The organism is Micromonospora sp. PTRAS2, from assembly GCF_054052245.1.
The window spans coordinates 50,965-72,103 of sequence record NZ_JBSWBU010000011.1 but is presented as its reverse complement, the minus strand read 5'-3'; the positions used below and the strand labels follow the sequence as shown (position 1 = coordinate 72,103).

Sequence of the window (21,139 nt, the reverse complement as noted above, 5' to 3'; positions counted from 1 at the left end):
GCATCGTTGCTCACCAGATCTACAGTCCGGCCATGCATCGCCGACGGCCAAACCGAACCCTTCTGCGGGCGTTCTCGACGTTCGGTCTGGTGTTCACGACAGTGTTAGCGGCGCTAGCAGCATGGTCGATCGCAGACGAGCATCGGGGATCAGGGGCAGTCGCTGAGGTGCTGGACGTCGAACAGCGCGGAGCGAAGACGTTTCTGACAGTCCAGTTCAGTACAAATCATGGCGAGGTGTGTCAATCGCGCCTGCGCGTCGCAACCAGCGCGAACCGAGCAGTGAGTGCCGGCCAGCGCATTCGGGTCCACCATGCCAAGAGCGACCCATGCCTCAGGGTGCGGGAGGATGGCGATCAGTCCGGATGGTTGATCGTCCTGGTCGCGGTGGCACTTCTGATCGTGTTCGGCATCATGACCTACGTTGCATGGCGTCGACCCCGCCCACCGCTCCCACTCCGATACTCGGGCATGCCCTGACGAGACGGACGAGGTCGGCCCGCGCAAGTGAGCTGGGGTGGCTGACAAGGGGGAGGTCGAGCGGGTTGAGGCTGGCCGCGATGGTGGGACCTGAGGGCGGAACCGCGTTGGGCCGGTTGTTGACGCATCGATGGCCGGAGGTTGCCGCGACAGCGGGTTCCCTGCGGCCACAACTCGATGCTGTGCTGACCGGCGGCCCCGCCAGCCCTTCGTTGGTGCGAGAACTGGCGCCGATGCTTGGCATGCACGTGGCGGATCTGTTCGTGGTCGCCGGACTCGATCTGCCGCAAGACCTGACGCCTGCCAGCACCAAGCCTTGGCACGTCGGGACGGTGCTGGAGTTGGCTGCCAAGTTGGCACCGCAGTCACTGCGGCGGTTGCACGAGTTCGTCCGGTCGCTACCCGAACATCCACCAGCGTGGCCGCCAGAGCCGCGCTACAGCTCCCCGCCGGGGCCTGGCGAGATGATGTTGCGGCTACTGCGGAACCGCAATATCCGGCCGTACAGCCCGAAGGTGTTGTACCTCATCGGTGACGGGCCAATGGTGTCGAGCTCCACCGTGGCGATGCTCGGACCTGGTCGCACGAAGTTGACGCCGCAGTACGTGACCGCGTTCGCCACGGTCTTGGGCTTTCCCGCCGACGACTTGGCCGCCGTGGCTGGAGTTGCCGCGGCCACCGATCCACGTCTGCACCGCAGCCACGTCGAACTTGCCGGGTTGGCATGGGATGCCCGCCGCTTGACCGGCGACCAACTGTCCGAGGTGCTCAACCTGGCCAGACGGTTGCGGTAGCTGAGTTCACAGCAACCTGCCGCCATCCGAACATGGGTGAGGACCTTGATGCTCACCGGCGCGGTCGCCATCCCAGGCCAGCCCCATCGGACACCGTCACCGGATGGCAACGCTTCGCCGCTTTCCCGCTGCCCCCCGACCAACATTGATCGACAGAACGAGTCAAGGCCCCTCGATTGAGGGGCCTTGAGCTTGCCGTATTCAGTGTGGGCGATACTGGGATCGAACCAGTGACCTCTTCGGTGTGAACTCGCGGCACGCTGGTCGGGTCGGGTGTCATCCGAGGTCATCCGGTCTCCTGGGGTCGCCTCGGGTCGGGTTCGGTGGGTGGGGTTGCTGTACTTCGCTGCTGTACTGCTCGTCGACGAGGAACTGCCCGAAGTGGGCGCGTCGCTGTAGCCAGTGCTGGCGGTCGTCGCAGGGGTGGGGTCGGCCGCAGCGGCACAGGTCCAGGGCCGATTCGGCGTGCTTGGTCAGCAGGATGTCCGCGTGGGCAACCTGTGCTCTGGCGTACTCGCGGAAGGCCGCCGAGGTGTAGAGGGCTCCCACCGGTCACCGTCTCGGCCTGGGGGTGTGGCGGCGGTGCCAGAGGGCTTCGGCGACGGCGTCGACGGGGTCGATGTCCCCGGCCGCCAGGCGCTCGCGGGTGACGGCGATCCAGGGCGGTGAGGCGGGGGTGGCCTGACCGCAGGCGGTGCGCATTCCCTGCTGGGCGAGTTGGGCCAGGCGGCAGGGGTCGCGTTGGTTCTCGTGCCAGCAGCCGGCGACCACGCAGAAGCCGAAGCTGTCGGGTCGGTGGGCCTCCCAGAGGGCGCGGGCCAGTCGCCACAGCAGGCGGTGCTGGCATTCGGCGGGTGGTTCCACGGGCGGGTTGTCGATATCGAAGGACATGCGCTGACCATCCCGGCCGGCGGCGGCCGGTTCCATGGCCAGCGGTCATGTCACGGTGACATGGGACGGCTCGACCAGCGCGAACGGTCGCCCTAGGCTGTCGACCTGGACACCTTGAGTAGTCGGAACGCGACGCTGGGAGCTGCCGTGCTGCTCGATCCGCTCGATCCCCTTCGGATTCCGGAGGATGCGTGGTCGCACGGCGAGGTGCTGACCGTGCTGGCCGCCCGCGACATCGGCGGGCTGTTCCGCTGGATCACGAGTCTTACCGGGGCGAGTCAGAGCCGGATCGGCGCCGCCGTGGGGCTGGAACAGGGCTACGTCAGCCGGATCATGGTCGGACGCAAGGTCACCTCGATCGACGTCCTCGAACGGATCGCCGACGGATACCGGATGCCCGACCAGGCGCGTACCACGATGGGCCTGGCACCCCGGCAGACCGCACCACCAACCGACCCCGGGCGGCGCGTTCCCGGCGAGCCGCCGTCGCAGCGGACCTGGCGCGACGACGTGCGTAGTGCGGCAGAGCTTTGGCGAGGTGACGTGAACCGTCGAGACGTGCTCCGGCAGGTGGCCTTCAGCTCCGCCGGCTACACCCTGCCGGCGCTGCGCTGGTTCACCGCCCCCGACCCGGCCCCGGTCACCCAACCCGGACGCAGCGCGGTCGGGCAACCGGAGATTGACACCATCCGGGCGATGACCTCGACCTACCGCCAGCTCGACAACCAGTACGGCGGTGGGCACGCCCGCGACACCGTGGCCCGCTACCTCCACCAGGAGGTGACCCCACTACTCACCGACGGCCGGTACGACCACCCCACCGGGCAACGGCTGCTCAGCGCCGCCGCCGAACTGGCCCAGCTCGCCGGCTGGCAGGCGTACGACACCGCCGAGCACGGCATCGCCCAGCGGTACCTGACCCTCGCCCTGGACTTCGCCCACGCTGCCGGAGACGACGGCCTCGGCGCGGAGATCCTCGCCGCGATGAGCCACCAGGCCACCTACCTCGGCCACACCGCCACCGGCCTCGACCTCGCCCGCGCCGCCGGTCAGACCGCCCGCCGCGCCGGGGTACCCGTGCTGACCGCCGAAGCCCACGTCATGGAAGCCCACGCCCTGGCCAAGGCCAACGACGAACGGGCCTGCGCCGCCGCCCTGCACCAGGCGGAGCAGGCCCTCGACCGGGCCGACCGCAGCGCCGACCCGCAGTGGCTCAGCTACTTCGACGAGGCATACCTGTCGGCCAAGTTCGGCCACTGCTTCCACGCCCTCGGCCGCAACACCCACGCCGAACGCTTCGCCGCCCGATCCCTGCGGATGGACAACCGCTACGTACGCGGCAAAGCCTTCAACCTCGCGCTGCTCGCCAGCGTCCACGCCCAACAGGGCGAACCCGACCGGGCCTGCGCCATCGGCACGGAAGCCCTGACCCTGACTGCCGAGCTTCGCTCCGCCAGAGCCGTCCGCTATCTCCGTGACCTGCAAGCCCAACTCGCCCCACACCGGCTGCTGCCCGCCGTCCGGCACTTCACCGGCCGCGTCGACGCCACCCTCGGCCAGCGGCGCTGACCGTCACAGCTCCCCGCGTGCCCTCCGCGCGACCAGCTCCAGCACCGCAATCACCGTGCCGGCACCGACGATCTCACCCCGGGATACCAGCTCGTATGCCTCGTCGAGCGGGATCCAGGCGACCTGCTCTGCCTCGTTCACGTCCACGGGTGCGCCGATGTGCTCGGCCTGCCGGGCGAGGAAGAGCAGGTTCTCGGCGTCGGCGGTGCCGACCCAGGGTTGGAAGGACAACAATGGCTCGACCTTCTGGGGTCGCCAGCCGGTTTCTTCCTCGACTTCCCGTACCGCGCACTGCGCCGGCTGCTCCTGGTCGTCGACGTAGCCTCCGGGCAGCTCCCATACCCACCGGTCGAACACGAACCGGTGCCGCCGCATCAACAACAGGCGCTCCTGATCGTTGAGCACGGCGACCATGGCCGACCGGGGAGCCCGAATCACGTACTGCTCGAAGCGCACCCCGTCGGGCAACTCCACCTCGGCGATGCTCAGCCGCGCCCGGCGGGTGTCGTCCACGACCCGCTCGCCATGGATGGTCCACCGGGTCAACTCCGTCGCCTGCTCCTCCACCACCCCGCCAGTATCCGCGTCGAACCCCTCACCGTGCGCGAAAGGCGGCAGCCGCTGGCCGCACCACCCCGCTTCTGCCAAGTCGCCCGACCCCTCGCTTGTAAGTTCTGGGCGCTCCGTTCCGGCGGGGTCCGTCCACGTCTGCGACCTCGGGCGGCTGTCCGTGATCGGCCGCCGGCGGTTGCCCTCGTCCCGGCCGGTTGCTGTCAGCGCTGCTGTCGGTGCCGGGCCCCATGCCGGTCAGAGTGTCAACCTGCCGGCGGTGGGGGCAAATCTATGCGTCGGCAGGCAAGAGCTTCAACGCCGGGCGCGCTTCCGCCGATAGCCCTGATCGAGCTGGCTCGGGCCACTCCGGGAGATCGTTCAGGTCACCACCGAAGGCCAGCACCGTCTGGGCAGATAGATCGCAGGCGGCTTGGATGAAACCTTCTGCGCCCATGAGCCGCATCGAATACCCCCCGTTCGCCAGCGTCCACAGTGCGCCCGAAGCGTTCGACGCCGCCCGCGGGTCCCGACCGTGGCTGAGCAGGTCGCGGAGTTTCTTCATGTCCGCCAGGTAAGCACCGAGGGACTGCTTGCCGGCGAACACAGCCCACCTGGATCGATTGCCAGCTCCGGTTCCCTGGACCCGCGTCCGCACGCCCCAGTCGTTCGTGAAGAGCTTGACGCCATATAGTTCGCCAGCTTGGAGAAGCTTGTCCGGATTCAGCGGCAGCGCGCGCGGACTCGTGGGATCGCGGAGGACGTCGTTGAAGAACGCTTCGATGGCCGCATAGGACATGGTGAAGATCGCCCAGCGGAGCGCGTACTGCTTGGTGGAACGCCCCAGCCTGCGACCGTCGAGGCCGCTCAGCTCATCGATGTCACGGTGCAGTGTGACGAGCAGCGTCGGATTCGTCAGTCCTGCGGCAAGCGACTCCGCAGCTTTGATCACGAGGGAGAGGCGCGCATGAGCAGGCACGCCTTAACACTATCAACGACACCGGCACCCAGCCGGAAGCGCAGTCTCACGGTGATGAGGAACTGTCGTCGATCCTGCCTCCGCAGCCGCAGGACGATGACGGTGATCTTGACTGGCTTCCCGGGTTCGGGCAAGAACCGTCATAGTCCGGGGCACCAATCGCCATCCCGACGCTCCCATGGATGTCAAGCTTCGCCAGGCCGATTGTCGGCGGACCTTGACCGCCCCTGTGTAAAGGAACCACCACTAGCTGCAGAGCTGAGCGATCAGCTGCGCTGAGCCGGTCAAACAATCCAGCGACGTCCACCACCGTCCGCCGTAGCTCGTCGCCGTCGTCACCCAGTTCGTCACCCTGCCATGGCCTGAGCCCTCCTTTCCCGATGGAGCTCTGGCCCGTCGTGCAAGTCCCTGCGCCCGCCGTCCCCGCGCACAGCCAACGGGAGACCCAACTACTTCGATCAGTCTTCCTGGTATTCCTCTCGCTGCCCCTGAAAGTGTGCGTAGATCTTCACGTCCTTAAGAGGTGATTCAGGGAGCGGAATATCCGCGTTTCTGTTTCGCATCAATCGACCGTCTACACCTCTCCACCATGAGAGCCCAGCCGAGTCGTCGAATAACACAGCTACCCGACCCAACTTGAACGCATCGACGCCCACCCTCAGCAGCAGCGTTGTCTTAGGATCCACTTGCACCGTTTCCCCCGGCGGAACCGTCGGAAACGCGTAACTCTTCACCACCTTATACTCTCCAGCGTCGGGAAAGCAGTAGTGGATCGACAGGTTATAGATTGGCAAGTCATGCAAATTCTTGACCTTAATCCAGAAACGCTCTACTCGCTGTCCACTCAAATTTACATTTCTTTTCTGAGACTCGGTCCATGCGGTAACCCTGGATGCTTGGGCACTCAGCGACTCCTCATGACGTTCTCTGCGCTCCTCCTCCGCCAACCTGTCACGCCGAGACTCAATGTGGTACACCGATTGAGCGGCGCGAGCGGCAACAGCCGCGAACACGAGAGCCAGCGTGGAGACAGCCGCGCTGGCAGCTGCGAAGAGCGCGCTGACCCATGCCGGCATGTCACCCCAGTCGACATCTCCCGACAGAAGCAACGGCAGTAGCCATTCGATCACGGTGGGAAATGTTAGAGGGTCGACGCAACCGTAGCTTCAGTGGTGCTGCTGTCCATGCTGAGCCGCCCGGAACCGGCAGCTCAGCATGGACGGGACGGTCACGTAAGACACAGCGTGATGCCCGCAGCCAAGCTCTCAGCCATCCCGTCTGCCTTCGACCCGCACTTCTGTGGAGCGGGCCGCCGCCCGGCCCGCCACGTCAAGACGGCCTTGACGGCTCGTACGGACGCTGGCGGGTCGGGCGGTGGTCTGCTCGGCTCGCCCGGGTCGACGGTGGGCTGGATGGCTCCCACCGCCACCACCCACGGACCGCAAGCCGCCGACGGACCCCCGGCCATCCTGGAGCCGGAGCGCCCCCGCCGGAGGCGCAGTAACCGCAACCCCGCCACCAACCCGGCAGCCGCCGACGGACCCGGCATGCGCTCCCCTACGCCGCGCGGTGCTCGCCGCGCGGCCCGGCCGGCTGCCGGCCCCACCACCCCACCGGCAACGGCCTGTCGTCATCCGGCGGCCCACCGGGCTACCCGCCCTCCGCGCCAGCCCGCCGGGCGTGTTGCGTGACCGGAGTCGGAGCGTCAGCGGAGCGAGGGGCGCGCGCCCTGGCGGCGGCGCGTGCGGCCCGTTCAGGGCCGCCTTGATAGGTGTAAGGAAAATCCTCCCACAGCCGTTGGCCGGCCGGATCTACCTTGGCAAGATGGCGGAGTGGACCGTTTCGAGGGCCGCTGTTGGCTGGACTGGTGGGCAAATCCCATAACGTTGCTTGGCAGCGTCGAAGTGGACGTCGTAATCACCGCCGCCGACGATGGCACCTGGGAGGCAAGCGGCAACGCGGTCCTCGAAGACGACGAGAATCGAAGCGGCTTCGCACTGCTTTGCGACCTCGACCCTGCCTTCAAGCTGCGGTTCGCAGACAGAAGCACGATCGATGTCATCGTGCGCCCTACCCACAAGGGCCGCAGCTTTGTCCTCACCGAAGACACCTGACGTCTGATGGCACCGGCCCGTCCAACGCATCGTCCCCGATGCGCGTGACATCACCTCGGCTCACTACGAGATCAGCTCCTCAGCAACTGACTCACGGCGGGTTGACGTGTCGGCACCCGGTGCTACTCTGGCCCTCGTTGAGCACGCCAGCGCGGCCTTCCCGCCGGATCGCTGAACTCGACTTCGGAGTTGCCGAGCGGCCTTCCTGCCGCTGGCGCGGGTCATATCCCGCCGGCTCTCGATCGCACCGGCCACTGTGCCGGCCCGGAATCCGCTGAGCGGCTCAGCACGGCCTTCCCCGCCGTCCACGATGGCCCTCGGATTCGCGCACCTCGACGGGTGGGGATCGCCTGCGGCAACCAGCCGGTAGCCGACGACCAGGCACCCCACCCGTCCCGGCATCACCCAAGATCCAGGAACCCAGCTCAACGGCGGTACGCGGCCCGATGGCCAACCCCGCCCTCCGGCGTGAGCCGCCCTCTCCGGCGGTGCCAGGAGACACCACGAACACCACCGACGGACACCGCCCCGGCGTCCGGTGGCAGTTCGTCGCCCGTCCCCTGCCACCCCCTTGAGGAGAAAACCATGCCCACCCTCACCGCCGGCCGTGACGCCCAGGCCCTGCACCGCGCCGCCGCCCCGGACTACTTCGGCTGGCTGGAGCACACCCGCGCCGCCGGAGGCTGCACCCGCCCGATCCGCCTGACCGGCACCCTCACCGCCGTCGAACCCGACACCGGCCGGGTCCTGGCCGAGCGGCACACCGACGAACTGCCCGACCGGACGCTCTACAAGGCGTGCGGCAACCGCCGTGCCGCCCAGTGCCCCGACTGCGCCTGGGTCTACGCCGGTGACGCATTCCAGGTCGTCCGCTGCGGCCTGACCGGCGGCAAGACCATCCCCGCCACCGTCAGCGCGCATCCGGTCGTCTTCGCCACCTTCACCGCGCCGTCCTTCGGCCCGGTCCACCACCGGCACATCCCCCGACACACCTGCGCCGGCCGGCGGTGCTGCGACTGCCGTCCCGCACCCTGCCGCGCCCGGAGCACCGCCGGTACCTGCCCGCACGGGCAGCCCGCGGCCTGCTTCGCCCGCCACGACGCCGACGATCCGCAGCTCGGTCGGCCGCTCTGCGTGGACTGCTACGACCACGACCACCAGGCCGTCTGGAACCACTTTTCGAGCGAGCTGTGGCGGCGCACGAAACAGGCCATCGAACGCCACCTCACCGCCCTGTGCCGGCGACGCGGCATCCCCCACGTCCAGGTCGTCACCGACTCCGGCCGGATCCGGCGGGTGCCTCCGGTGCGGGTGTCTCACGGCAAGGTCGCCGAGATGCAGCGCCGGGGCGCGGTGCACTTTCACGTCCTGCTGCGCCTCGACGGCATCGACCCGCACGACCGGCACGCCCTGGTGCCACCGCCGGCCGGCATCACCGTCGACGACCTCGCCGCCGCCGTCCAAACCGCCACCCGACAGATCAACCTCACCACCCCGCCACACCCCGACCGGCCGCAGGGCTGGCCGATCGCCTGGGGCGAGCAGATCGACGTACGCCGCATCGGCACCAGCGACGGCGACGTGACCGACGCCAAGGTGGCCGCCTACCTCGCCAAGTACGCCACGAAGTCCACCGAGGTCACCGGCCACTGCTCCACCCGACTCACCCCGGACACCGTCGATGCCTACGCCGACCCAGACGGCGACCACCTCGCCCGCCTCATCGACGCCTGCTGGCGACTCGGCCGCCCCACCCACGCTCCGAGCACCAGCACCGCCGACACGACCGGCAAGCGTCAAGCCGTCCTTGACACCACAGCGAACGAATACGCCGGGCTGCGCCGCTGGGCGCACATGCTCGGATACGGCGGCCACTTCCTCACCAAGGCCCGCCGCTACTCGGTCACCTTCGGCCAGCTCCGCGACAACCGCGCCGCCTACCGCCGCATCGAGCACACCGACACCGCCGACACCGTCACTGTCGGCACGCTGGCCTTCGTCGGCTCCGGCTGGCTCACCGACGGGGACGCCCTGCTCGCCAACACCGCTGCCGCCCAACGCCGCGAACACCAACGCATCGGCCGCGAAGAACTCGCCCACGAGGCGTGGTCGGGGGTGGCGGCATGACCCGACCTCTCACCCCGCGCTGGTACTCACCCGCCGAGGTCGCCGTCCTGCTCGGCTTCGGCATCTCCAAGGTCAAGATGAAGATCGCCACCGGTGAGCTGCGCTCCATCAAGGACGGCAAGTACCGCCGGATCCTCCCCGAGTGGGTCGACGAGTACATCCGCGACCAGGTCGACCGGCAGGAGGCCGCCTGATGCCCGCCCGTACCCGCGCCAACGGCGAAGGCTCGATCTTCCCGTACCGCAACGGCTTCGCCGCGTACGTCTGGGTCACCAAGCCCGACGGAAAGCGCACCCGCAAGTACGTCTACGGCAAGACCCGCGACGCCGTGCACGACAAGTGGATCAAGCTGCACCAGCAGGCGAAGCAGGGACCGGTGGCGACCAGCGTCCCGACCGTCGGCGGCTTCCTCACCTACTGGCTGACCGAGATCGTCCAGCCGAACCGGGCACCGCTGACGTACGCCACCTACGAGACGTTCGTCCGGCGCTATATCGCCCCCAGCCTCGGGGGAAAGCGGCTCGACCGGCTCCAGCCCCGGGACGTGCAGACCTGGCTCAACCAGGTAGCCCGCACCTGCCAGTGCTGCGCCCAGGGCAAGGACGCCGCCCGCCGGACGGAGAGGCGTCGGTGCTGCGCGGTGGGCCGCTGCTGCCAGGCCGCCCCGTCGCCCCGGACGGTCAGCGACATCCGGGCCGCGCTGCGGGCCGCCCTCACCCACGCCCAGGCCGAAGACCTCATCACCCGGAATCCGGCCGTGCCGGTCACCCTGGCCACGGTCCGCCGCCGACGGGGCAGGTCCTGGTCGAGCGACAAGGCCCGTCGGTTCCTCGAATCGGCCCGCGCCGACGAAGACCCCCTCTACGCCGCGTACGCCCTGGTCCTCGTCACCGGCCTGCGCAAGGGCGAAGCCCTCGGTCTGACCTGGGCGGACGTCGACCTCGACGCCGGTGAGCTGACCATCGGCCGGCAACTGCAACGGGTACGCGGGCAACTCCTGCACCGCGACACCAAGACCCAGGCGTCCGACGCCACGCTGCCCCTGCCCGACATCTGCGTGGCCGCACTGAAGCTGCGACGCGTACAACGCGACGAGGCACGGGCGGCCGCCGGGAAGGCGTGGCATGAGAACGACCCCGCATTCACCACCCGCTACGGCACGCCCATCGAGCCGCGCAACTTCCAGCGTTCCTGGCAGACGCGGTGTGACCGGGCGGGCGTCCGGCCGATCACCATTCACGACGCCCGCCGGACCTGTGCCACCCCTCCTGGCCGACCTCGACGTGCATCCACGGGTTGCCATGCAGATCCTTCGGCACGCCCGGTTCTCGGTGACGATGGAGATCTACACCCAGGTCTCGTCCACGGCGACCCGGGAGGCACTCAAGCGCCTCGGTGAGTCACTCGGGCACTGACGAGAACTGCTGTACTTCGCTGCTGTACGGGCAGCAAAAAGGCCACTCCCATCAATGGGAAGTGGCCTTTAACCTGCGTGGGCGATACTGGGATCGAACCAGTGACCTCTTCGGTGTGAACGAAGCGCTCTCCCGCTGAGCTAATCGCCCTCAGCGACGATGACTCTACCTGATCGAGGGACCGGACCGCGAATCCGGGGTCAGTGCGTCGCGAGGTAGTGCAGCGCCCGGGCCACCAGGTCGATGCCGAGGCTGTACTTGAGCGACAGCCAGACGACCGTGGCGACGAAGACGAGGCCCACGGACCCGAGGACGAGGCGCACGGGCAGTGACCGGCTGGTGGCCCAGCGGGTCCAGGCGTGCACGTGCCGGCGGGTGAAGGCGAGCAGCCGGCGGGCCCAGTGGAACTCGACGGCCCAGACGCCCAGCCCGGCGATGACGAGCAGCCAGCCGGGGCCGGGCAGCGGGATGAGCGCGATGCCGACGGTGACGACGATCGCACCGGCGACGGCGATGAATATCTTGAGGGCGACGCGGCCGGTGGGGTTGGCGCGGATCAGGTCGAGGGTGGTGCTGATCCGTTGCCGTAGGCGTCCGCCGCGCCGTTCGGCGACGGCCGTCCCACCCCCGGTCGTCGCGTCGCCGGGTGCTCCCGGGCCGCGCCGGCCACGCTGCTGCTTCGGCACTGCGTACCCCCGCCTTTCGGCTGCCCGGACCCCGCCGTTCGGGTTTCCGGACCGGGCCGCGACATCCATTGAGGATCGGTTCGTGGTCATTTCGTCCCCCAGTGTCGCCGTGGCCCGTCACTCCATCGGACCACTGGACGTTACCGGAGTAAGTCGACGTCTGAACCAACCCCGACGCCGGGCGGGATCAAGCATTGGGCAAAACCGGATATCGTACAAGAATTTTCACATTCTAGCGGCGTTTCCGACCCTCTTCCCACCACAGGGTGAAGTCAGCGTATGGCGGAGCGTAGCCAGAGGTAGCACCTGAGTATGGGGAAAGCGGGACACGCGCGTTCCGCAGCGGTGCCGGGGGGAGAACGTCCATGAGTGTCATCCGACCGACGACCGTAGAGGTCGAGACGTCGCTAAGGCTCGTCGCGCCTGACGCCACCGCCTTGCCGGTGCGTGCCAGCCTGCGTTACGACCCTGCTGACCCGTATGCGGTCCATGTCCTGTTCCATGCCGAATCGGCCGGCGGCGAGGCGGTGAGCTGGTCGTTCGCCCGCGAGCTGCTGGTCACCGGCCTCGACGAGCCGGCCGGCATCGGCGACGTGCGGGTCTGGCCGTGGGCCACCCCGCGCGGGGACTTCGTCGCGCTGGCGCTGTCGTCCCCGGACGGCAACGCCCTGTTCGAGGTGCCGCGCAGCGTCCTGGTGCGCTTCCTGCGGCGCACCTACGTCGTCGTCCCGCGCGGCCGGGAGGCCGACCACCTGGACGTCGACACGGCGGTGACCCGGCTGCTCGCCGGTCGCTGACCACGCCACACCCGGGGCCGCGCGGATCTGCCGAGTCCGCGCGGCCCCGGGCTTTCACACCACGGGGTACGCGCTGCGCGTTCAGCCGTGCGTCGTGACCCCGCCGTCGACGGGGATGACCGCGCCGGTCAGGTAGGCACCGGCCCGCGAGGACAGGTAGATGGCCGCGCCCGCCATGTCGTCGGGGCGGCCGATGCGGCCCAGCGGCACCTGCTTCTCGATGGCCGACCGCGCCTCCGGGTCGTCGAGCGCGAACGCCATCATCTTGCTCTCGAACGGGCCGGGCGCGATCGCGTTGACGGTGATGTGCTCGCCGGCGAGCTGGTGGGCGAGGCTGCGGGTGAGCATGTGCACGGCGGCCTTCGTCGCCGAGTACGCGTAGACCTCCAGCCAGGGCACCCGGATCCCGTCGATCGAGCCGATGTTGATCACGCGGGCGGGGTCGTCGGCGCTCGCCGCCGCCCGCAGCTCGGGCAGCAGGGCGGTGGTGAGCCGGAAGACGGCCTTGACGTTGACGGCCCACAGCTTGTCGAAGGCGCTCTCCGGGTACGCCTCCAGCGGCGCGCCCCAGGTCGCCCCCGCGTTGTTGACCAGCACGTCGAGGCGGTCCGTCCGCTCGCGGACGGCGGCGGCCAGCCCGAGCGCGCCCTCGTCGCGGCTGAGGTCGGCCGGGATCGCCTCGCAGCGCCCCTCGGCGGAGAGTTCCTTGGCGACGGCCTCGCACACGTCGGCCTTGCGGGACGAGATGACCACGTGCGCGCCGGCCCGCACGAAGCCCCGGGCGATCATCAGCCCGATCCCCCGCGACCCGCCGGTGACCAGGACCGTCTTGCCTTCGACCGAGAACAGATCCGTCATGCCCATCCCCTCGCTGTTCGGCGGGCCGCCGGGCACCCGCCGGACCCGGGCACTACCGATCGGTAACGTAGCCCGCCGGCCGCACCCCGACAAGCCACCCGGCCGACCGGGAAGGCAAAGCGGCCCTGGCAGTCCCGCCGGGATGCGACCGTCCCGCGCGCGGGATACCGTCGCAGACGATGATCCCCTCCGGTCAGCTTCCCCCGGCAACCCGCGTCGACGCCTCCCCACCCCGACCCGACGACATCACGACGCTCGCCCTCGGCGACCTCGCCGAGGGCGTCGAGTGGCGACGCCCGGTGCTGCTCGACGCGGACCTGGTCGTCCTCGTCACCGGCGGCCACGGCACCGCCGAGCTGGACTTCCGGCCGCTGCCCTGCCGCCCCGGCACGCTGCTGCGGGCCCGCCCCGGCCAGGCGCTGCGGTGCGAGGCCACCCGGCTCGACGCGGTGGTGGTGCGCTGGTCGGCCACGGCCCTGCGGGGCCTCGACGTCGACGCCGCCGCCGACGTGCCCGCCCACTGGCAGCTCGCGGGCGAGGACGCCGATGTGCTGCGCAACGAGGTCACCCAGCTGGTGGTGGACTGCCGGCGGCAGCCGGACGTGCCCGCCGCCCGTGCGCTGGTGCGGCACCGGCTCGCGGTGCTGCTGCTGCGGCTGGCGCTGCTGCCGCCGGCCCCGACGGGCGGGGACGCGGCCGGGGCCGGGGCCGGGCCGCGCACCGAGAACGCCACGTTCCGCCGGCTCCGCCAGGAGGTCGAGCGCGGCTACCAGCACACCCGGCGGGTGGAGGACTATGCGGCCCGGATCGGCTGCTCGGTGCGTACCCTCACCCGGGCCTGCCTGGCGGCGACCGGGCGCAGCGCGAAGCAGGTGATCGACGACCGGGTGGCGCTGGAGGCCAGCCGGCTGCTGGCCGCGACCGACGAGCCGATCGCCCGGATCGGTCGCCGGCTCGGCTTCCCGGAGCCGACGAACTTCGGCCGGTTCTTCACCCGCGAGGTGGGCCTGAGCCCGGGCGCGTTCCGGTCGGCGCGGGGCGGGCCGGCCGGTAACGGCCGCCCACCGGCCCGGCGGGGATGACAGGGCGGGCATGATGAGTGGGTGCAGATCTCCGCGCGCGGCGACTACGCGGTACGGGCGGCCCTGAGCCTGGCCACCGCGTACCCTTCCCTGCTGTCGACCCAGGCCATCGCGGCGGAGCAGGACATGCCCCGCAAGTTCCTGGAGGCGGTCCTGGCGGACCTGCGCCGGGCCGGGCTGGTCCGGGCCCAGCGGGGCGCCGAGGGCGGCTACACGCTGGCCCGCCCGCCAAAGGAGATCACGATAGGGGCGATCCTGCGCGCGGTCGACGGCCCGCTGGCCGGGGTGCGGGGCATGCGCCCCGAGGAGACCAGCTACGACGGGGCGGCGGAGAACCTGCCCCGGCTCTGGGTGGCCGTGCGGGCGGCGGTACGGCAGGTGGTCGACGAGGTGAGCCTGGCGGAGATGGCCAGCGGTCGGCTGCCGGGCCACGTGCGGCGGCTGATCGCCCGGCCCGACGCGTGGGAGCCCCGCTGACCCCCGGCGGGGTCGGACCACACTGAACGCGCCCGGCTGGCGCACCACCGGCGCGCCGGCGGGGTCACGCCGCGCTGAACGCGCCCCGGTGGTGCACGGGCGGGGCACCGTCCCGCCCCGCGCCGAGGGCCAGCGGCGTGGCGATGACGACGGCGTGGTCGCCCGCCGGCACCCGGTGGGCGACGCGGCAGAGCAGCACCGCGAGCGCGCCGTCGACCAGCGGCACCCCGAACGGGCCGGGTGACCAGCCGGGGCACGCGGCGGACCGGTCGGGGCCACCGGCGGCGAGGGCGCGGGCCACGCCCTGCTGGCCGGCGGCGAGCAGGTGCACGGCCACGTGCTCGGCGCGGGCGACGGCGGGCCAGCTCGACGACGCCGTGCCCAGGCAGAACGAGACCAGTGGCGGCTCCAGCGAGACGGCGGTGAACGAGGTCGCCGTGAACGCGGCCGGGGACAGCGCGGGCCGGCCCCGGCGGGCGGGGCGGCCGGGCGTGGTGACCACGGCGACCGTGGCCGCCTGCGGGTGCAGGAGGGCCCGGAGCAGGTCGGTGTCGACCGGCCGCAGCTCGGTGGGCCCGGTCGCGGGCCCGTCCACGGTGGTCATGCCGGCCGCCGCGCGGGACGCCGCCGGTCGGCGTGCCCGCTGAAGAGCCCGTCCCGCTGCGCCATGACCCCATGGTGCCGCCGCCTCCGGCGACCGGTCAACGCCCTACCACAGGATGAGATGCGCGTCGCTTCCCGCTCGTGAATCCGTTTCATGCAGCGTAAACAAGATCCGAACGCCCATCTGTTGACTAGGGATTCTCGATCGGGCCGGGTCCTGCGGCGGCGTCCAGTGCGGACAGACGTGGGTTTCCCGGATCGGCGTTGCGGGCATGTTCGAGTCCGACACGGCAGGGAAGGTCACGAAGGGAGCCCGCGATGGGTCTGATGTTCCGCAAGCGCAAGAAGTACGGCCCGATCATCCTGAACTTCACCGAGAACGGGTTCTCGTCCTGGAGCATCAAGATCGGCCGCTGGTCGTGGAACTCCCGCGCCAAGGCGCACCGCGTCGACCTGCCCGGCCCGCTGTCGTGGAAGCAGGACAAGTCCCGGGCGTGACGTCCCGGGGTGGAACGGGGTGCCGGTGGTCCACCGGCACCCCGTTCCGTGTCTGACCCCCCGCACCCCGCCGGCACGACGGGCGGCCCGGGTTGGCCGAATCGCCGCCGGGGCCCGGAAAGGCGGCGGAGAATCGCCGCATGACGGGGGACGGGACACCGGAACGCACGGGAGAAGACTCGCCGAGACGCCAGCGCCGGGTGGCGACGTTGGCGTCCCTCCTGCTGCTGGGTGCCTACTTCGTGGTGCCCGTCGAGCAGGACCCGAACGGGCTGCGGCTGGCCGCGCGCAGCGTCGCCACGGTCGCGTTGGTGGCCGTCGACGCGTGGCTGGTCACCCACCTGGTGCGCCGGCAGCTCGCCGTGGCCGACGACCCCGAGCAGGTGCAGGTCCGCTCGCTGCTGCAACTCGCGGTAGCCCTGATCGGGGGCCTGCTCGCGTTCGCCCTGGCCGACTACGTGATCGCCCGCAGCGCCCCGGGCGAGTTCGTCAACCTGACCACCCGGATCGACGCGCTCTATTTCACGCTGGCCACCCTCACCACGGTCGGCTACGGCGACGTGCACGCGCAGGGCCAGTTCGCCCGGGTCGCGGTCTGCGTGCAGATGGTCTTCACCATCGGCGTGGTCACCACGGGGGTGTCCATCGTGGTCAGGCAGCTGGCCCGCCAGGCCGGACGGCGCTGATCAGCACGTCCCCGCCGAGCTTGCCGTGCTCCGGGTCGCGGGCCACCGCGCCCGCGTCGAGCAGGTCGGCCACGGCCCGGTTGGCGTCCGCCGCCCGGTAGACGGTCGAGGTGAGGGCGAACCGGCGCAGCTCGGTCACCGTGCGGGGGCCACGGGCCAGCTCGGCCAGGAGTTCCCGGCCCAGCGGCCCCGGGTCCACCTCCGGCCCGACGTCGACGGCCCGCCCCTGCGGGTCGGCCGGGTCGCGGTAGCGGACGCCGGTGGGCCCGTCGGCCGCCCACAGGGCGTCCTTGAACGCCTGGAGGCTGCGGTCCGACCCGGTCGCGAACGCCAGCCGCAGCCCCTCGTCGCCAGCGGAGCCCGGCGGGGGCGGCGCGGCCAGCAGGTCGACCTCGGCCACCAGCGGGAAGCCGGCGGCGTCCAGCGCCGGCCGCAGGGGCGCGTCGGGCGCGGTGACCAGCAGCAGGTCGGCGGGGCGGCCGGACCGGGCGGCGGCCAGCAGCGCCGGCGTCGGTGCCGCGCCATGGGCCAGGGTCAGCAGCGGCGCGCCGGCCGCGCCGGCCGCCTTCAGGGCCACGGGCAGCCGCGCCGGGTCGCCGGGCACCACGTGCACGGCCACCTCGGCGGGCAGCGTCGACTCGACCGCGCCGAGGCGGGCCGGGAGGGTCTCGTCGCCCTCGGCGAGCACGAGGACGGTCAGCCGGAACCCGCGCAGCCGGTCGGCGTGCTCCCCCACCACCCGCAGCGCGGCGTCCGCGCCACCAGCGTCGGTCCCGGCGTACGCCAGGGCGAGGGTGGCCCGCCGCGCGCGGTGCAGCGCTGCGGGCAACCAGGCGTCGAGCTGTCGGACGAGCAACTCGCGGAGGACGGCGTCGGTCGGCATCCTGCCGTTCTACCGCACCGCCCGCCGCGCGGGTGCGGCGATCCCGGTGTCGGCGCGGCGGTCAGGCCGGGACGGAGATCCCGACGCCGCCCCGGGTCTGCCCGCCGTAGCGCTGCCGCTCGCGGTCGAGGTCGAGGCGGCCGATCCGCTTGCGGGCGGTGAGCGCGGCGTCGTCGAGCAGGTCGGCCGGCACCAGCCAGACGATCTCGAACTCCAGCCCGTCGGGATCCTTGCCGTAGAGGCTCTTGGTGGTGCCGTGGTCGGAGCTGCCGGCCAGGGCACCGGCGGCGGCGAGCCGCTGGGCGGTGACGGCCAGCTCGTCGAGGGTGTCGACCTCCCAGGCCAGGTGGTAGAGGCCGACGGTGGCCCGGCCGGCGGTGGAGCGCCCGGCGGCCCGGCCGATCTCGAACAGGCCGAGGTCGTGGTCGTTGGTGGAGCCGGGGGCCTGGAGGAACGCGGCGCCCCGGAACCCGTCCGGGGTCATCGGGATGGCCCGGAAGCCGAGGACGTCGCGGTAGAAGGCGACGCTGCGCTCCAGGTCGCTGACGTAGAGGACGGCGTGGTTGAGGCGGTGGATTCCCATGACCCCACCCTAGCGCGATTTAGTTGAGCGCTCAACAATAGCCCGTATGATGGTGGTCATGACCCGCTGGCTGAACCCCGACGAGCAGCGCACCTGGCGGGCGTACCTGGCCGCCTCGCGGGCGCTGATGGAGAAGCTCGACCGCGAGCTGCAGCGCGACGCCGGCATGCCGCACGCCTACTACGAGATCCTGGTCCGGCTCTCCGAGGCCCCCGACCGGCGGCTGCGGATGAGCGACCTGGCCGACGCCACCGGCTCATCCCGCAGCCGGCTCTCGCACGCCGCCGCCCGGCTGGAGGCGTCCGGCTGGATCCGGCGCGAGGACTGCCCCACCGACCGGCGCGGGCAGATCGCCGTGCTCACCGACGCCGGGTTCGCCACGCTGGCCGCCGCCGCGCCCGGCCACGTCGAGGGGGTGCGCCGGCACCTCTTCGACGCGCTCAGCCCCGCCCAGGTCGACCAGTTGCACCGGATCAGCGAGACGATGCTGGACCACCTGACCGAAGGATGACCGAATCGCGATCGTCGGGGGGTTGTACTTATTGTCGCGGTGCGGCCACGATGGGGCGTGTCCCCCGCCTTCGGTGAATTGACCGGCCAGGCGCACCAGCTGGTGTCCGCCGGCGACCTGGCCGGCGCGCAACAGCTGCTCTCCGATGCGCTGAGCGACGCCGACCCCCGCCCCGACCACGCCTCGCCCGAGCTGGCCGAAGCCGCCGGCCTCCAGGCCCGCGTGCTGGTAGCGCTGGGCGAGCCGCACTCCGCGCGCGGCTGGGCCGCCTTCGCGTACGCGGCGGCGACCCGGCTGCACGGCCGCGACGATCCGCGCACCGTGGCGGCGGCGGCCACCCTCGCGGCGGTGCTGCACCGGGTCGGCAGCTACGCCCGCGCCGCCCGGCTCTACTCCGACGTCATCATCGAGTTGACCGCGTCCGACGGGCCCGAGTCGCTGCGGGTGCTGGCCGCCCACGCCGACCTGGCCACGGTGGAATACGCGCGGGGCCAGTGCGAGGTGGCCCGCGAACGCCTCCAGGACGCCTGGGAGCTGCACCGCGAGGTCTACGGCGACGGGCACCCCAGCGGCATCAAGATGCTGGCCCGGCTCGGGTCGATGCAGCGCGACTGCGGGGAGTTCGCCGACTCCCACGACACCCTGACCCTGGCCCGGGAGCTGTGCCGGCAGCACCTCACCGCCGACGACCCGCTCGCCGCACAGGTGGCGGCCCTGGCCCGCGCCGCCGCCAACCCGGACCACGTCTGCGGGCGCGCGCCCGCCGCCGAGCGGGAGGCCCCCGCCCCCGAGCCCGAGGTGCCCGTCGCGCCCACGGTGCCGGCGGCCCGCGAGGCGACGGCCGCCGAGGGTCCCCCGACGTACGAGCCGGCGTGGCCGCCCCGGGAGGAACCCCGCCCCACCACCACGTGGCCGTCCTACGAGGAGCCCCACCCGAGCGACGACGACGCTCCGGCGTACCGGTCGGCGTGGCCGGCGCAGGAGTCGTGGCCGGCGGAGGAACAGCCCGCCCCGCCCGTGGTGCCCGCCCCCCGGCTCCCCCCGGACGACGACCGCTGGGCGGGCGGGGAGGCCGGGCCCTGGGCCGACGACGACCCGTGGATCCGGCAGCACGCCCGCCCCGACCCGGCGTACGCCGATCCGGGGCCGACCCACGCCGAGCGGGACGACCGGTGGCCGCAGGAGCCGGCCCGGCCGGCGGAGGGCCCCGTGCCGCCCGCGGTGCTCGGCCTCGCGGGCACGGGCGCGGACGCCCCCGCCGGGGTACGCGCCGTGGGCCCGCCCCCGCCCGCGCAGGACCGCGCCCGGCTGCTCCCGGTGCTGGTCCCCCGCCCGCCCGCGCCCCCGCCGCGCCGGCTCACCCCGCTCGTGGTGCTCGCCGGGGTGACCGTGGTGGTGCTGGGCACGGCGGCGGTGGTCGCCGGGGTGGCCCGCGTCGGCGGCACCGAGCCGGAGCCCGGCCCGTCGCCCTCGGCGACCGCCCCGCCGCAGCCCGACCCGTCCGGCGCGGGGCCCTCGGGCCGGTCCCCCGGCGCGAAGCCGTCCGGCAGGTCCCCCGGCGCGAAGTCGTCCGGCAGCCGGTCGGCCAGCCCCCGGGCCGCCGCCTCCCCCGGCAGCCCGCCGGGCGGGGTGAGCCTGCGGGACAACCGGGAGAACATCGCGCTGCGCTGGACGTACCCGGCCGGGGCCAGCGGGCCCGTCGTGCTCGCCGGGGCACCGTCCGGGCGGCAGCCGAACGCGTTCGAGACCCTGCCGGCGGGCACCACGAGCTTCCTGGTGCACGGGCTGGACCGCACCAACGACTACTGCTTCACGGTCGCGGTGGTGTGGTCGGCGGACACGGTCGGCCGCAGCCGCCAGGTCTGCACCCGCCGCCGCTGACCGCCCGGCCGGGCGGGAGAGGCCGGAACCGGAACCGGGCGGGGTCAGGCGCCGATGGCGGCCAGGAAGGCGTCCGCGATCACCGCGTGGCCCGGCAGTCCCGGGTGGACCCGGTCGTCGGCCCAGCGGCTCGACGGGCTGTGCGCCAGCACCCGGTCAAAGGCCGCCTGGGTGGCGACGTGCACCGCGTCGAAGTCCTTGGCGACGGCGGCCACCACCGCCGCGTAGCGGTCGGTCTCGGCGCGCTGCGGCTCGTCGACGTCCGCCTCGATGAGGAACGGGTCGGCCAGCACCAGGCGGCACCCGCTGGTGGTCACGGCCCGGCGCAGCAGGGCGCGCAGGGTGCGCTCGTATTCGTCGATCGGCACGGCCTCGGCCTCCCGGCCGGGGCTGAACCCGCGCCAGATGTCGTTGATGCCGACCATCACGCAGAGCCAGTCGGGGCGCTCGGCGACGGCGTCGGCCTCCCAGCGGGCGGCGAGGTCGCGCACCGTGTCGCCGCCGATGCCCCGGTTGACCCAGGTCAGCCCGAGCTGCGGGTGCCGGGCGTCGACGAACGCGCGGACGAGGCTCATGTAACCGTCGCCGTAGGGGGCGGCGTGGTCGCGCCGGCCGCAGTCGGTGATGCTGTCCCCGATGAACACGATCCGTTGACCGGCACCCAGCAGCATGCGCGC

Annotated in this window: 22 protein-coding genes, 1 tRNA gene and 1 pseudogene; 13 read left to right on the top strand and 11 right to left on the bottom strand. The window is 71.8% G+C overall.

Features of this window, described 5'->3' with window-relative positions; translation table 11 throughout:
• Nucleotides 1-694 precede the first annotated feature (694 nt).
• Nucleotides 695-1,273, top strand: coding sequence for a hypothetical protein (locus ACVMYR_RS26790; protein ID WP_457123061.1), 579 nt, complete (start codon nucleotides 695-697; stop codon nucleotides 1,271-1,273).
• A gap of 552 nt (nucleotides 1,274-1,825) precedes the next feature.
• On the opposite strand, the gene ACVMYR_RS26785 is transcribed toward ACVMYR_RS26790, so the two are convergent.
• Nucleotides 1,826-2,164, bottom strand: a complete 339-nt coding sequence (locus ACVMYR_RS26785) for a hypothetical protein (RefSeq protein ID WP_457123060.1) — start codon at nucleotides 2,162-2,164, stop codon at nucleotides 1,826-1,828.
• A 150-nt stretch (nucleotides 2,165-2,314) separates the two neighbouring features.
• Here ACVMYR_RS26785 and ACVMYR_RS26780 point away from each other — a divergent pair, with 150 nt between their 5' ends.
• Nucleotides 2,315-3,733 (top strand): helix-turn-helix domain-containing protein, encoded by a 1,419-nt coding sequence (locus ACVMYR_RS26780; RefSeq protein WP_457123121.1) that lies wholly within the window; start codon nucleotides 2,315-2,317, stop codon nucleotides 3,731-3,733.
• Between the two features lie 3 nt (nucleotides 3,734-3,736).
• On the opposite strand, the gene ACVMYR_RS26775 is transcribed toward ACVMYR_RS26780, so the two are convergent.
• The 3 genes from ACVMYR_RS26775 to ACVMYR_RS26765 all read right to left on the bottom strand — a co-directional run bounded on the left by ACVMYR_RS26775 (nucleotide 3,737) and on the right by ACVMYR_RS26765 (nucleotide 6,391).
• Nucleotides 3,737-4,303 (bottom strand): NUDIX hydrolase, encoded by a 567-nt coding sequence (locus tag ACVMYR_RS26775; protein WP_457123059.1) that lies wholly within the window; start codon nucleotides 4,301-4,303, stop codon nucleotides 3,737-3,739.
• A 271-nt stretch (nucleotides 4,304-4,574) separates the two neighbouring features.
• Nucleotides 4,575-5,261, bottom strand: a complete 687-nt coding sequence (locus tag ACVMYR_RS26770) for a hypothetical protein (protein WP_457123058.1) — start codon at nucleotides 5,259-5,261, stop codon at nucleotides 4,575-4,577.
• Nucleotides 5,262-5,719: 458 nt separating this feature from the next.
• Nucleotides 5,720-6,391 (bottom strand): hypothetical protein, encoded by a 672-nt coding sequence (locus tag ACVMYR_RS26765; protein ID WP_457123057.1) that lies wholly within the window; start codon nucleotides 6,389-6,391, stop codon nucleotides 5,720-5,722.
• 702 nt (nucleotides 6,392-7,093) lie between these two features.
• On the opposite strand from ACVMYR_RS26765, the gene ACVMYR_RS26760 reads away from it, so the two are divergent.
• The 4 genes and pseudogenes from ACVMYR_RS26760 (at nucleotide 7,094) to ACVMYR_RS26745 (ending at nucleotide 10,917) form a co-directional block, all read left to right on the top strand.
• The gene (locus tag ACVMYR_RS26760) at nucleotides 7,094-7,375 is read left to right on the top strand and encodes a hypothetical protein (RefSeq protein WP_457123056.1); all 282 of its coding nucleotides are present in this window, start codon (nucleotides 7,094-7,096) and stop codon (nucleotides 7,373-7,375) included.
• 585 nt (nucleotides 7,376-7,960) lie between these two features.
• Nucleotides 7,961-9,502 (top strand): replication initiator, encoded by a 1,542-nt coding sequence (locus ACVMYR_RS26755; protein ID WP_457123055.1) that lies wholly within the window; start codon nucleotides 7,961-7,963, stop codon nucleotides 9,500-9,502.
• A complete protein-coding gene (locus tag ACVMYR_RS26750; protein WP_457123054.1) occupies nucleotides 9,499-9,696 on the top strand; it encodes an excisionase family DNA-binding protein in 198 nt (65 codons plus the stop codon). Before ACVMYR_RS26755 ends, ACVMYR_RS26750 begins: the two co-directional genes overlap by 4 nt.
• Nucleotides 9,696-10,917 (top strand): annotated as a pseudogene (locus ACVMYR_RS26745) (tyrosine-type recombinase/integrase). Before ACVMYR_RS26750 ends, ACVMYR_RS26745 begins: the two are co-directional and overlap by 1 nt.
• Before the next feature lie 78 nt (nucleotides 10,918-10,995).
• Here the strand turns inward: ACVMYR_RS26745 and ACVMYR_RS26740 are convergent.
• Nucleotides 10,996-11,067: transfer RNA gene (locus ACVMYR_RS26740), tRNA-Val, on the bottom strand.
• 50 nt (nucleotides 11,068-11,117) lie between these two features.
• The gene (locus tag ACVMYR_RS26735) at nucleotides 11,118-11,672 is read right to left on the bottom strand and encodes a TIGR02611 family protein (protein WP_457123053.1); all 555 of its coding nucleotides are present in this window, start codon (nucleotides 11,670-11,672) and stop codon (nucleotides 11,118-11,120) included.
• 296 nt (nucleotides 11,673-11,968) lie between these two features.
• Between ACVMYR_RS26735 and ACVMYR_RS26730 the strand changes: the two genes are divergently transcribed.
• Nucleotides 11,969-12,400 (top strand): SsgA family sporulation/cell division regulator, encoded by a 432-nt coding sequence (locus ACVMYR_RS26730; protein ID WP_007075525.1) that lies wholly within the window; start codon nucleotides 11,969-11,971, stop codon nucleotides 12,398-12,400.
• An 81-nt stretch (nucleotides 12,401-12,481) separates the two neighbouring features.
• Here the strand turns inward: ACVMYR_RS26730 and ACVMYR_RS26725 are convergent, their stop codons facing one another.
• The gene (locus ACVMYR_RS26725) at nucleotides 12,482-13,258 is read right to left on the bottom strand and encodes a RhlG family 3-oxoacyl-ACP reductase (RefSeq protein ID WP_457123052.1); all 777 of its coding nucleotides are present in this window, start codon (nucleotides 13,256-13,258) and stop codon (nucleotides 12,482-12,484) included.
• 179 nt (nucleotides 13,259-13,437) lie between these two features.
• Here ACVMYR_RS26725 and ACVMYR_RS26720 point away from each other — a divergent pair, with 179 nt between their 5' ends.
• Nucleotides 13,438-14,340 (top strand): helix-turn-helix transcriptional regulator, encoded by a 903-nt coding sequence (locus tag ACVMYR_RS26720; RefSeq protein WP_457123051.1) that lies wholly within the window; start codon nucleotides 13,438-13,440, stop codon nucleotides 14,338-14,340.
• Between the two features lie 21 nt (nucleotides 14,341-14,361).
• Nucleotides 14,362-14,817, top strand: coding sequence for an RrF2 family transcriptional regulator (locus ACVMYR_RS26715; protein WP_043962626.1), 456 nt, complete (start codon nucleotides 14,362-14,364; stop codon nucleotides 14,815-14,817).
• 64 nt (nucleotides 14,818-14,881) lie between these two features.
• Here the strand turns inward: ACVMYR_RS26715 and ACVMYR_RS26710 are convergent, their stop codons facing one another.
• A complete protein-coding gene (locus tag ACVMYR_RS26710) occupies nucleotides 14,882-15,421 on the bottom strand; it encodes a flavin reductase family protein (RefSeq protein WP_091286462.1) in 540 nt (179 codons plus the stop codon).
• A 317-nt stretch (nucleotides 15,422-15,738) separates the two neighbouring features.
• Here ACVMYR_RS26710 and ACVMYR_RS26705 point away from each other — a divergent pair, with 317 nt between their 5' ends.
• Together ACVMYR_RS26705 and ACVMYR_RS26700 are read left to right on the top strand one after the other, a co-directional pair.
• Complete coding sequence (locus tag ACVMYR_RS26705) at nucleotides 15,739-15,918, top strand: DUF4236 domain-containing protein (RefSeq protein ID WP_007075522.1); 180 nt, start codon at nucleotides 15,739-15,741, stop codon at nucleotides 15,916-15,918.
• Between the two features lie 140 nt (nucleotides 15,919-16,058).
• The gene (locus ACVMYR_RS26700) at nucleotides 16,059-16,604 is read left to right on the top strand and encodes a potassium channel family protein (RefSeq protein WP_077936920.1); all 546 of its coding nucleotides are present in this window, start codon (nucleotides 16,059-16,061) and stop codon (nucleotides 16,602-16,604) included.
• Here the strand turns inward: ACVMYR_RS26700 and ACVMYR_RS26695 are convergent.
• Both ACVMYR_RS26695 and ACVMYR_RS26690 read right to left on the bottom strand, forming a co-directional pair.
• Nucleotides 16,570-17,487, bottom strand: a complete 918-nt coding sequence (locus ACVMYR_RS26695) for a hypothetical protein (protein WP_457123050.1) — start codon at nucleotides 17,485-17,487, stop codon at nucleotides 16,570-16,572. The genes ACVMYR_RS26700 and ACVMYR_RS26695 overlap by 35 nt on opposite strands.
• Nucleotides 17,488-17,548: 61 nt before the next feature.
• The gene (locus tag ACVMYR_RS26690) at nucleotides 17,549-18,070 is read right to left on the bottom strand and encodes a VOC family protein (RefSeq protein WP_043962622.1); all 522 of its coding nucleotides are present in this window, start codon (nucleotides 18,068-18,070) and stop codon (nucleotides 17,549-17,551) included.
• Between the two features lie 49 nt (nucleotides 18,071-18,119).
• On the opposite strand from ACVMYR_RS26690, the gene ACVMYR_RS26685 reads away from it, so the two are divergent.
• Nucleotides 18,120-18,581, top strand: a complete 462-nt coding sequence (locus ACVMYR_RS26685; RefSeq protein ID WP_077936924.1) for a MarR family winged helix-turn-helix transcriptional regulator — start codon at nucleotides 18,120-18,122, stop codon at nucleotides 18,579-18,581.
• A gap of 57 nt (nucleotides 18,582-18,638) precedes the next feature.
• On the top strand, nucleotides 18,639-20,462 hold the full coding sequence (locus ACVMYR_RS26680; protein WP_457123049.1) for a tetratricopeptide repeat protein: 1,824 nt from the start codon (nucleotides 18,639-18,641) through the stop codon (nucleotides 20,460-20,462).
• Nucleotides 20,463-20,506: 44 nt separating this feature from the next.
• On the opposite strand, the gene ACVMYR_RS26675 is transcribed toward ACVMYR_RS26680, so the two are convergent.
• Complete coding sequence (locus ACVMYR_RS26675) at nucleotides 20,507-21,133, bottom strand: SGNH/GDSL hydrolase family protein (protein WP_396793327.1); 627 nt, start codon at nucleotides 21,131-21,133, stop codon at nucleotides 20,507-20,509.
• Nucleotides 21,134-21,139: the final 6 nt, after the last annotated feature.

What these genes read in the sequence shown, in the direction of transcription:
- ACVMYR_RS26695 (WP_457123050.1), bottom strand. Translation starts at nt 17,487, where the DNA reads ATGCCGACCGACGCCGTCCTCCGCGAGTTGCTCGTCCGACAGCTCGAC.
- ACVMYR_RS26720 (WP_457123051.1), top strand. Translation starts at nt 13,438, where the DNA reads ATGATCCCCTCCGGTCAGCTTCCCCCGGCAACCCGCGTCGACGCCTCC.
- ACVMYR_RS26705 (WP_007075522.1), top strand. Translation starts at nt 15,739, where the DNA reads ATGGGTCTGATGTTCCGCAAGCGCAAGAAGTACGGCCCGATCATCCTG.
- ACVMYR_RS26735 (WP_457123053.1), bottom strand. Translation starts at nt 11,672, where the DNA reads ATGGATGTCGCGGCCCGGTCCGGAAACCCGAACGGCGGGGTCCGGGCA.
- ACVMYR_RS26730 (WP_007075525.1), top strand. Translation starts at nt 11,969, where the DNA reads ATGAGTGTCATCCGACCGACGACCGTAGAGGTCGAGACGTCGCTAAGG.
- ACVMYR_RS26755 (WP_457123055.1), top strand. Translation starts at nt 7,961, where the DNA reads ATGCCCACCCTCACCGCCGGCCGTGACGCCCAGGCCCTGCACCGCGCC.
- ACVMYR_RS26750 (WP_457123054.1), top strand. Translation starts at nt 9,499, where the DNA reads ATGACCCGACCTCTCACCCCGCGCTGGTACTCACCCGCCGAGGTCGCC.
- ACVMYR_RS26725 (WP_457123052.1), bottom strand. Translation starts at nt 13,258, where the DNA reads ATGACGGATCTGTTCTCGGTCGAAGGCAAGACGGTCCTGGTCACCGGC.
- ACVMYR_RS26675 (WP_396793327.1), bottom strand. Translation starts at nt 21,133, where the DNA reads ATGCTGCTGGGTGCCGGTCAACGGATCGTGTTCATCGGGGACAGCATC.
- ACVMYR_RS26685 (WP_077936924.1), top strand. Translation starts at nt 18,120, where the DNA reads ATGGTGGTCATGACCCGCTGGCTGAACCCCGACGAGCAGCGCACCTGG.
- ACVMYR_RS26700 (WP_077936920.1), top strand. Translation starts at nt 16,059, where the DNA reads ATGACGGGGGACGGGACACCGGAACGCACGGGAGAAGACTCGCCGAGA.
- ACVMYR_RS26710 (WP_091286462.1), bottom strand. Translation starts at nt 15,421, where the DNA reads ATGACCACCGTGGACGGGCCCGCGACCGGGCCCACCGAGCTGCGGCCG.
- ACVMYR_RS26785 (WP_457123060.1), bottom strand. Translation starts at nt 2,164, where the DNA reads ATGTCCTTCGATATCGACAACCCGCCCGTGGAACCACCCGCCGAATGC.
- ACVMYR_RS26690 (WP_043962622.1), bottom strand. Translation starts at nt 18,070, where the DNA reads ATGGGAATCCACCGCCTCAACCACGCCGTCCTCTACGTCAGCGACCTG.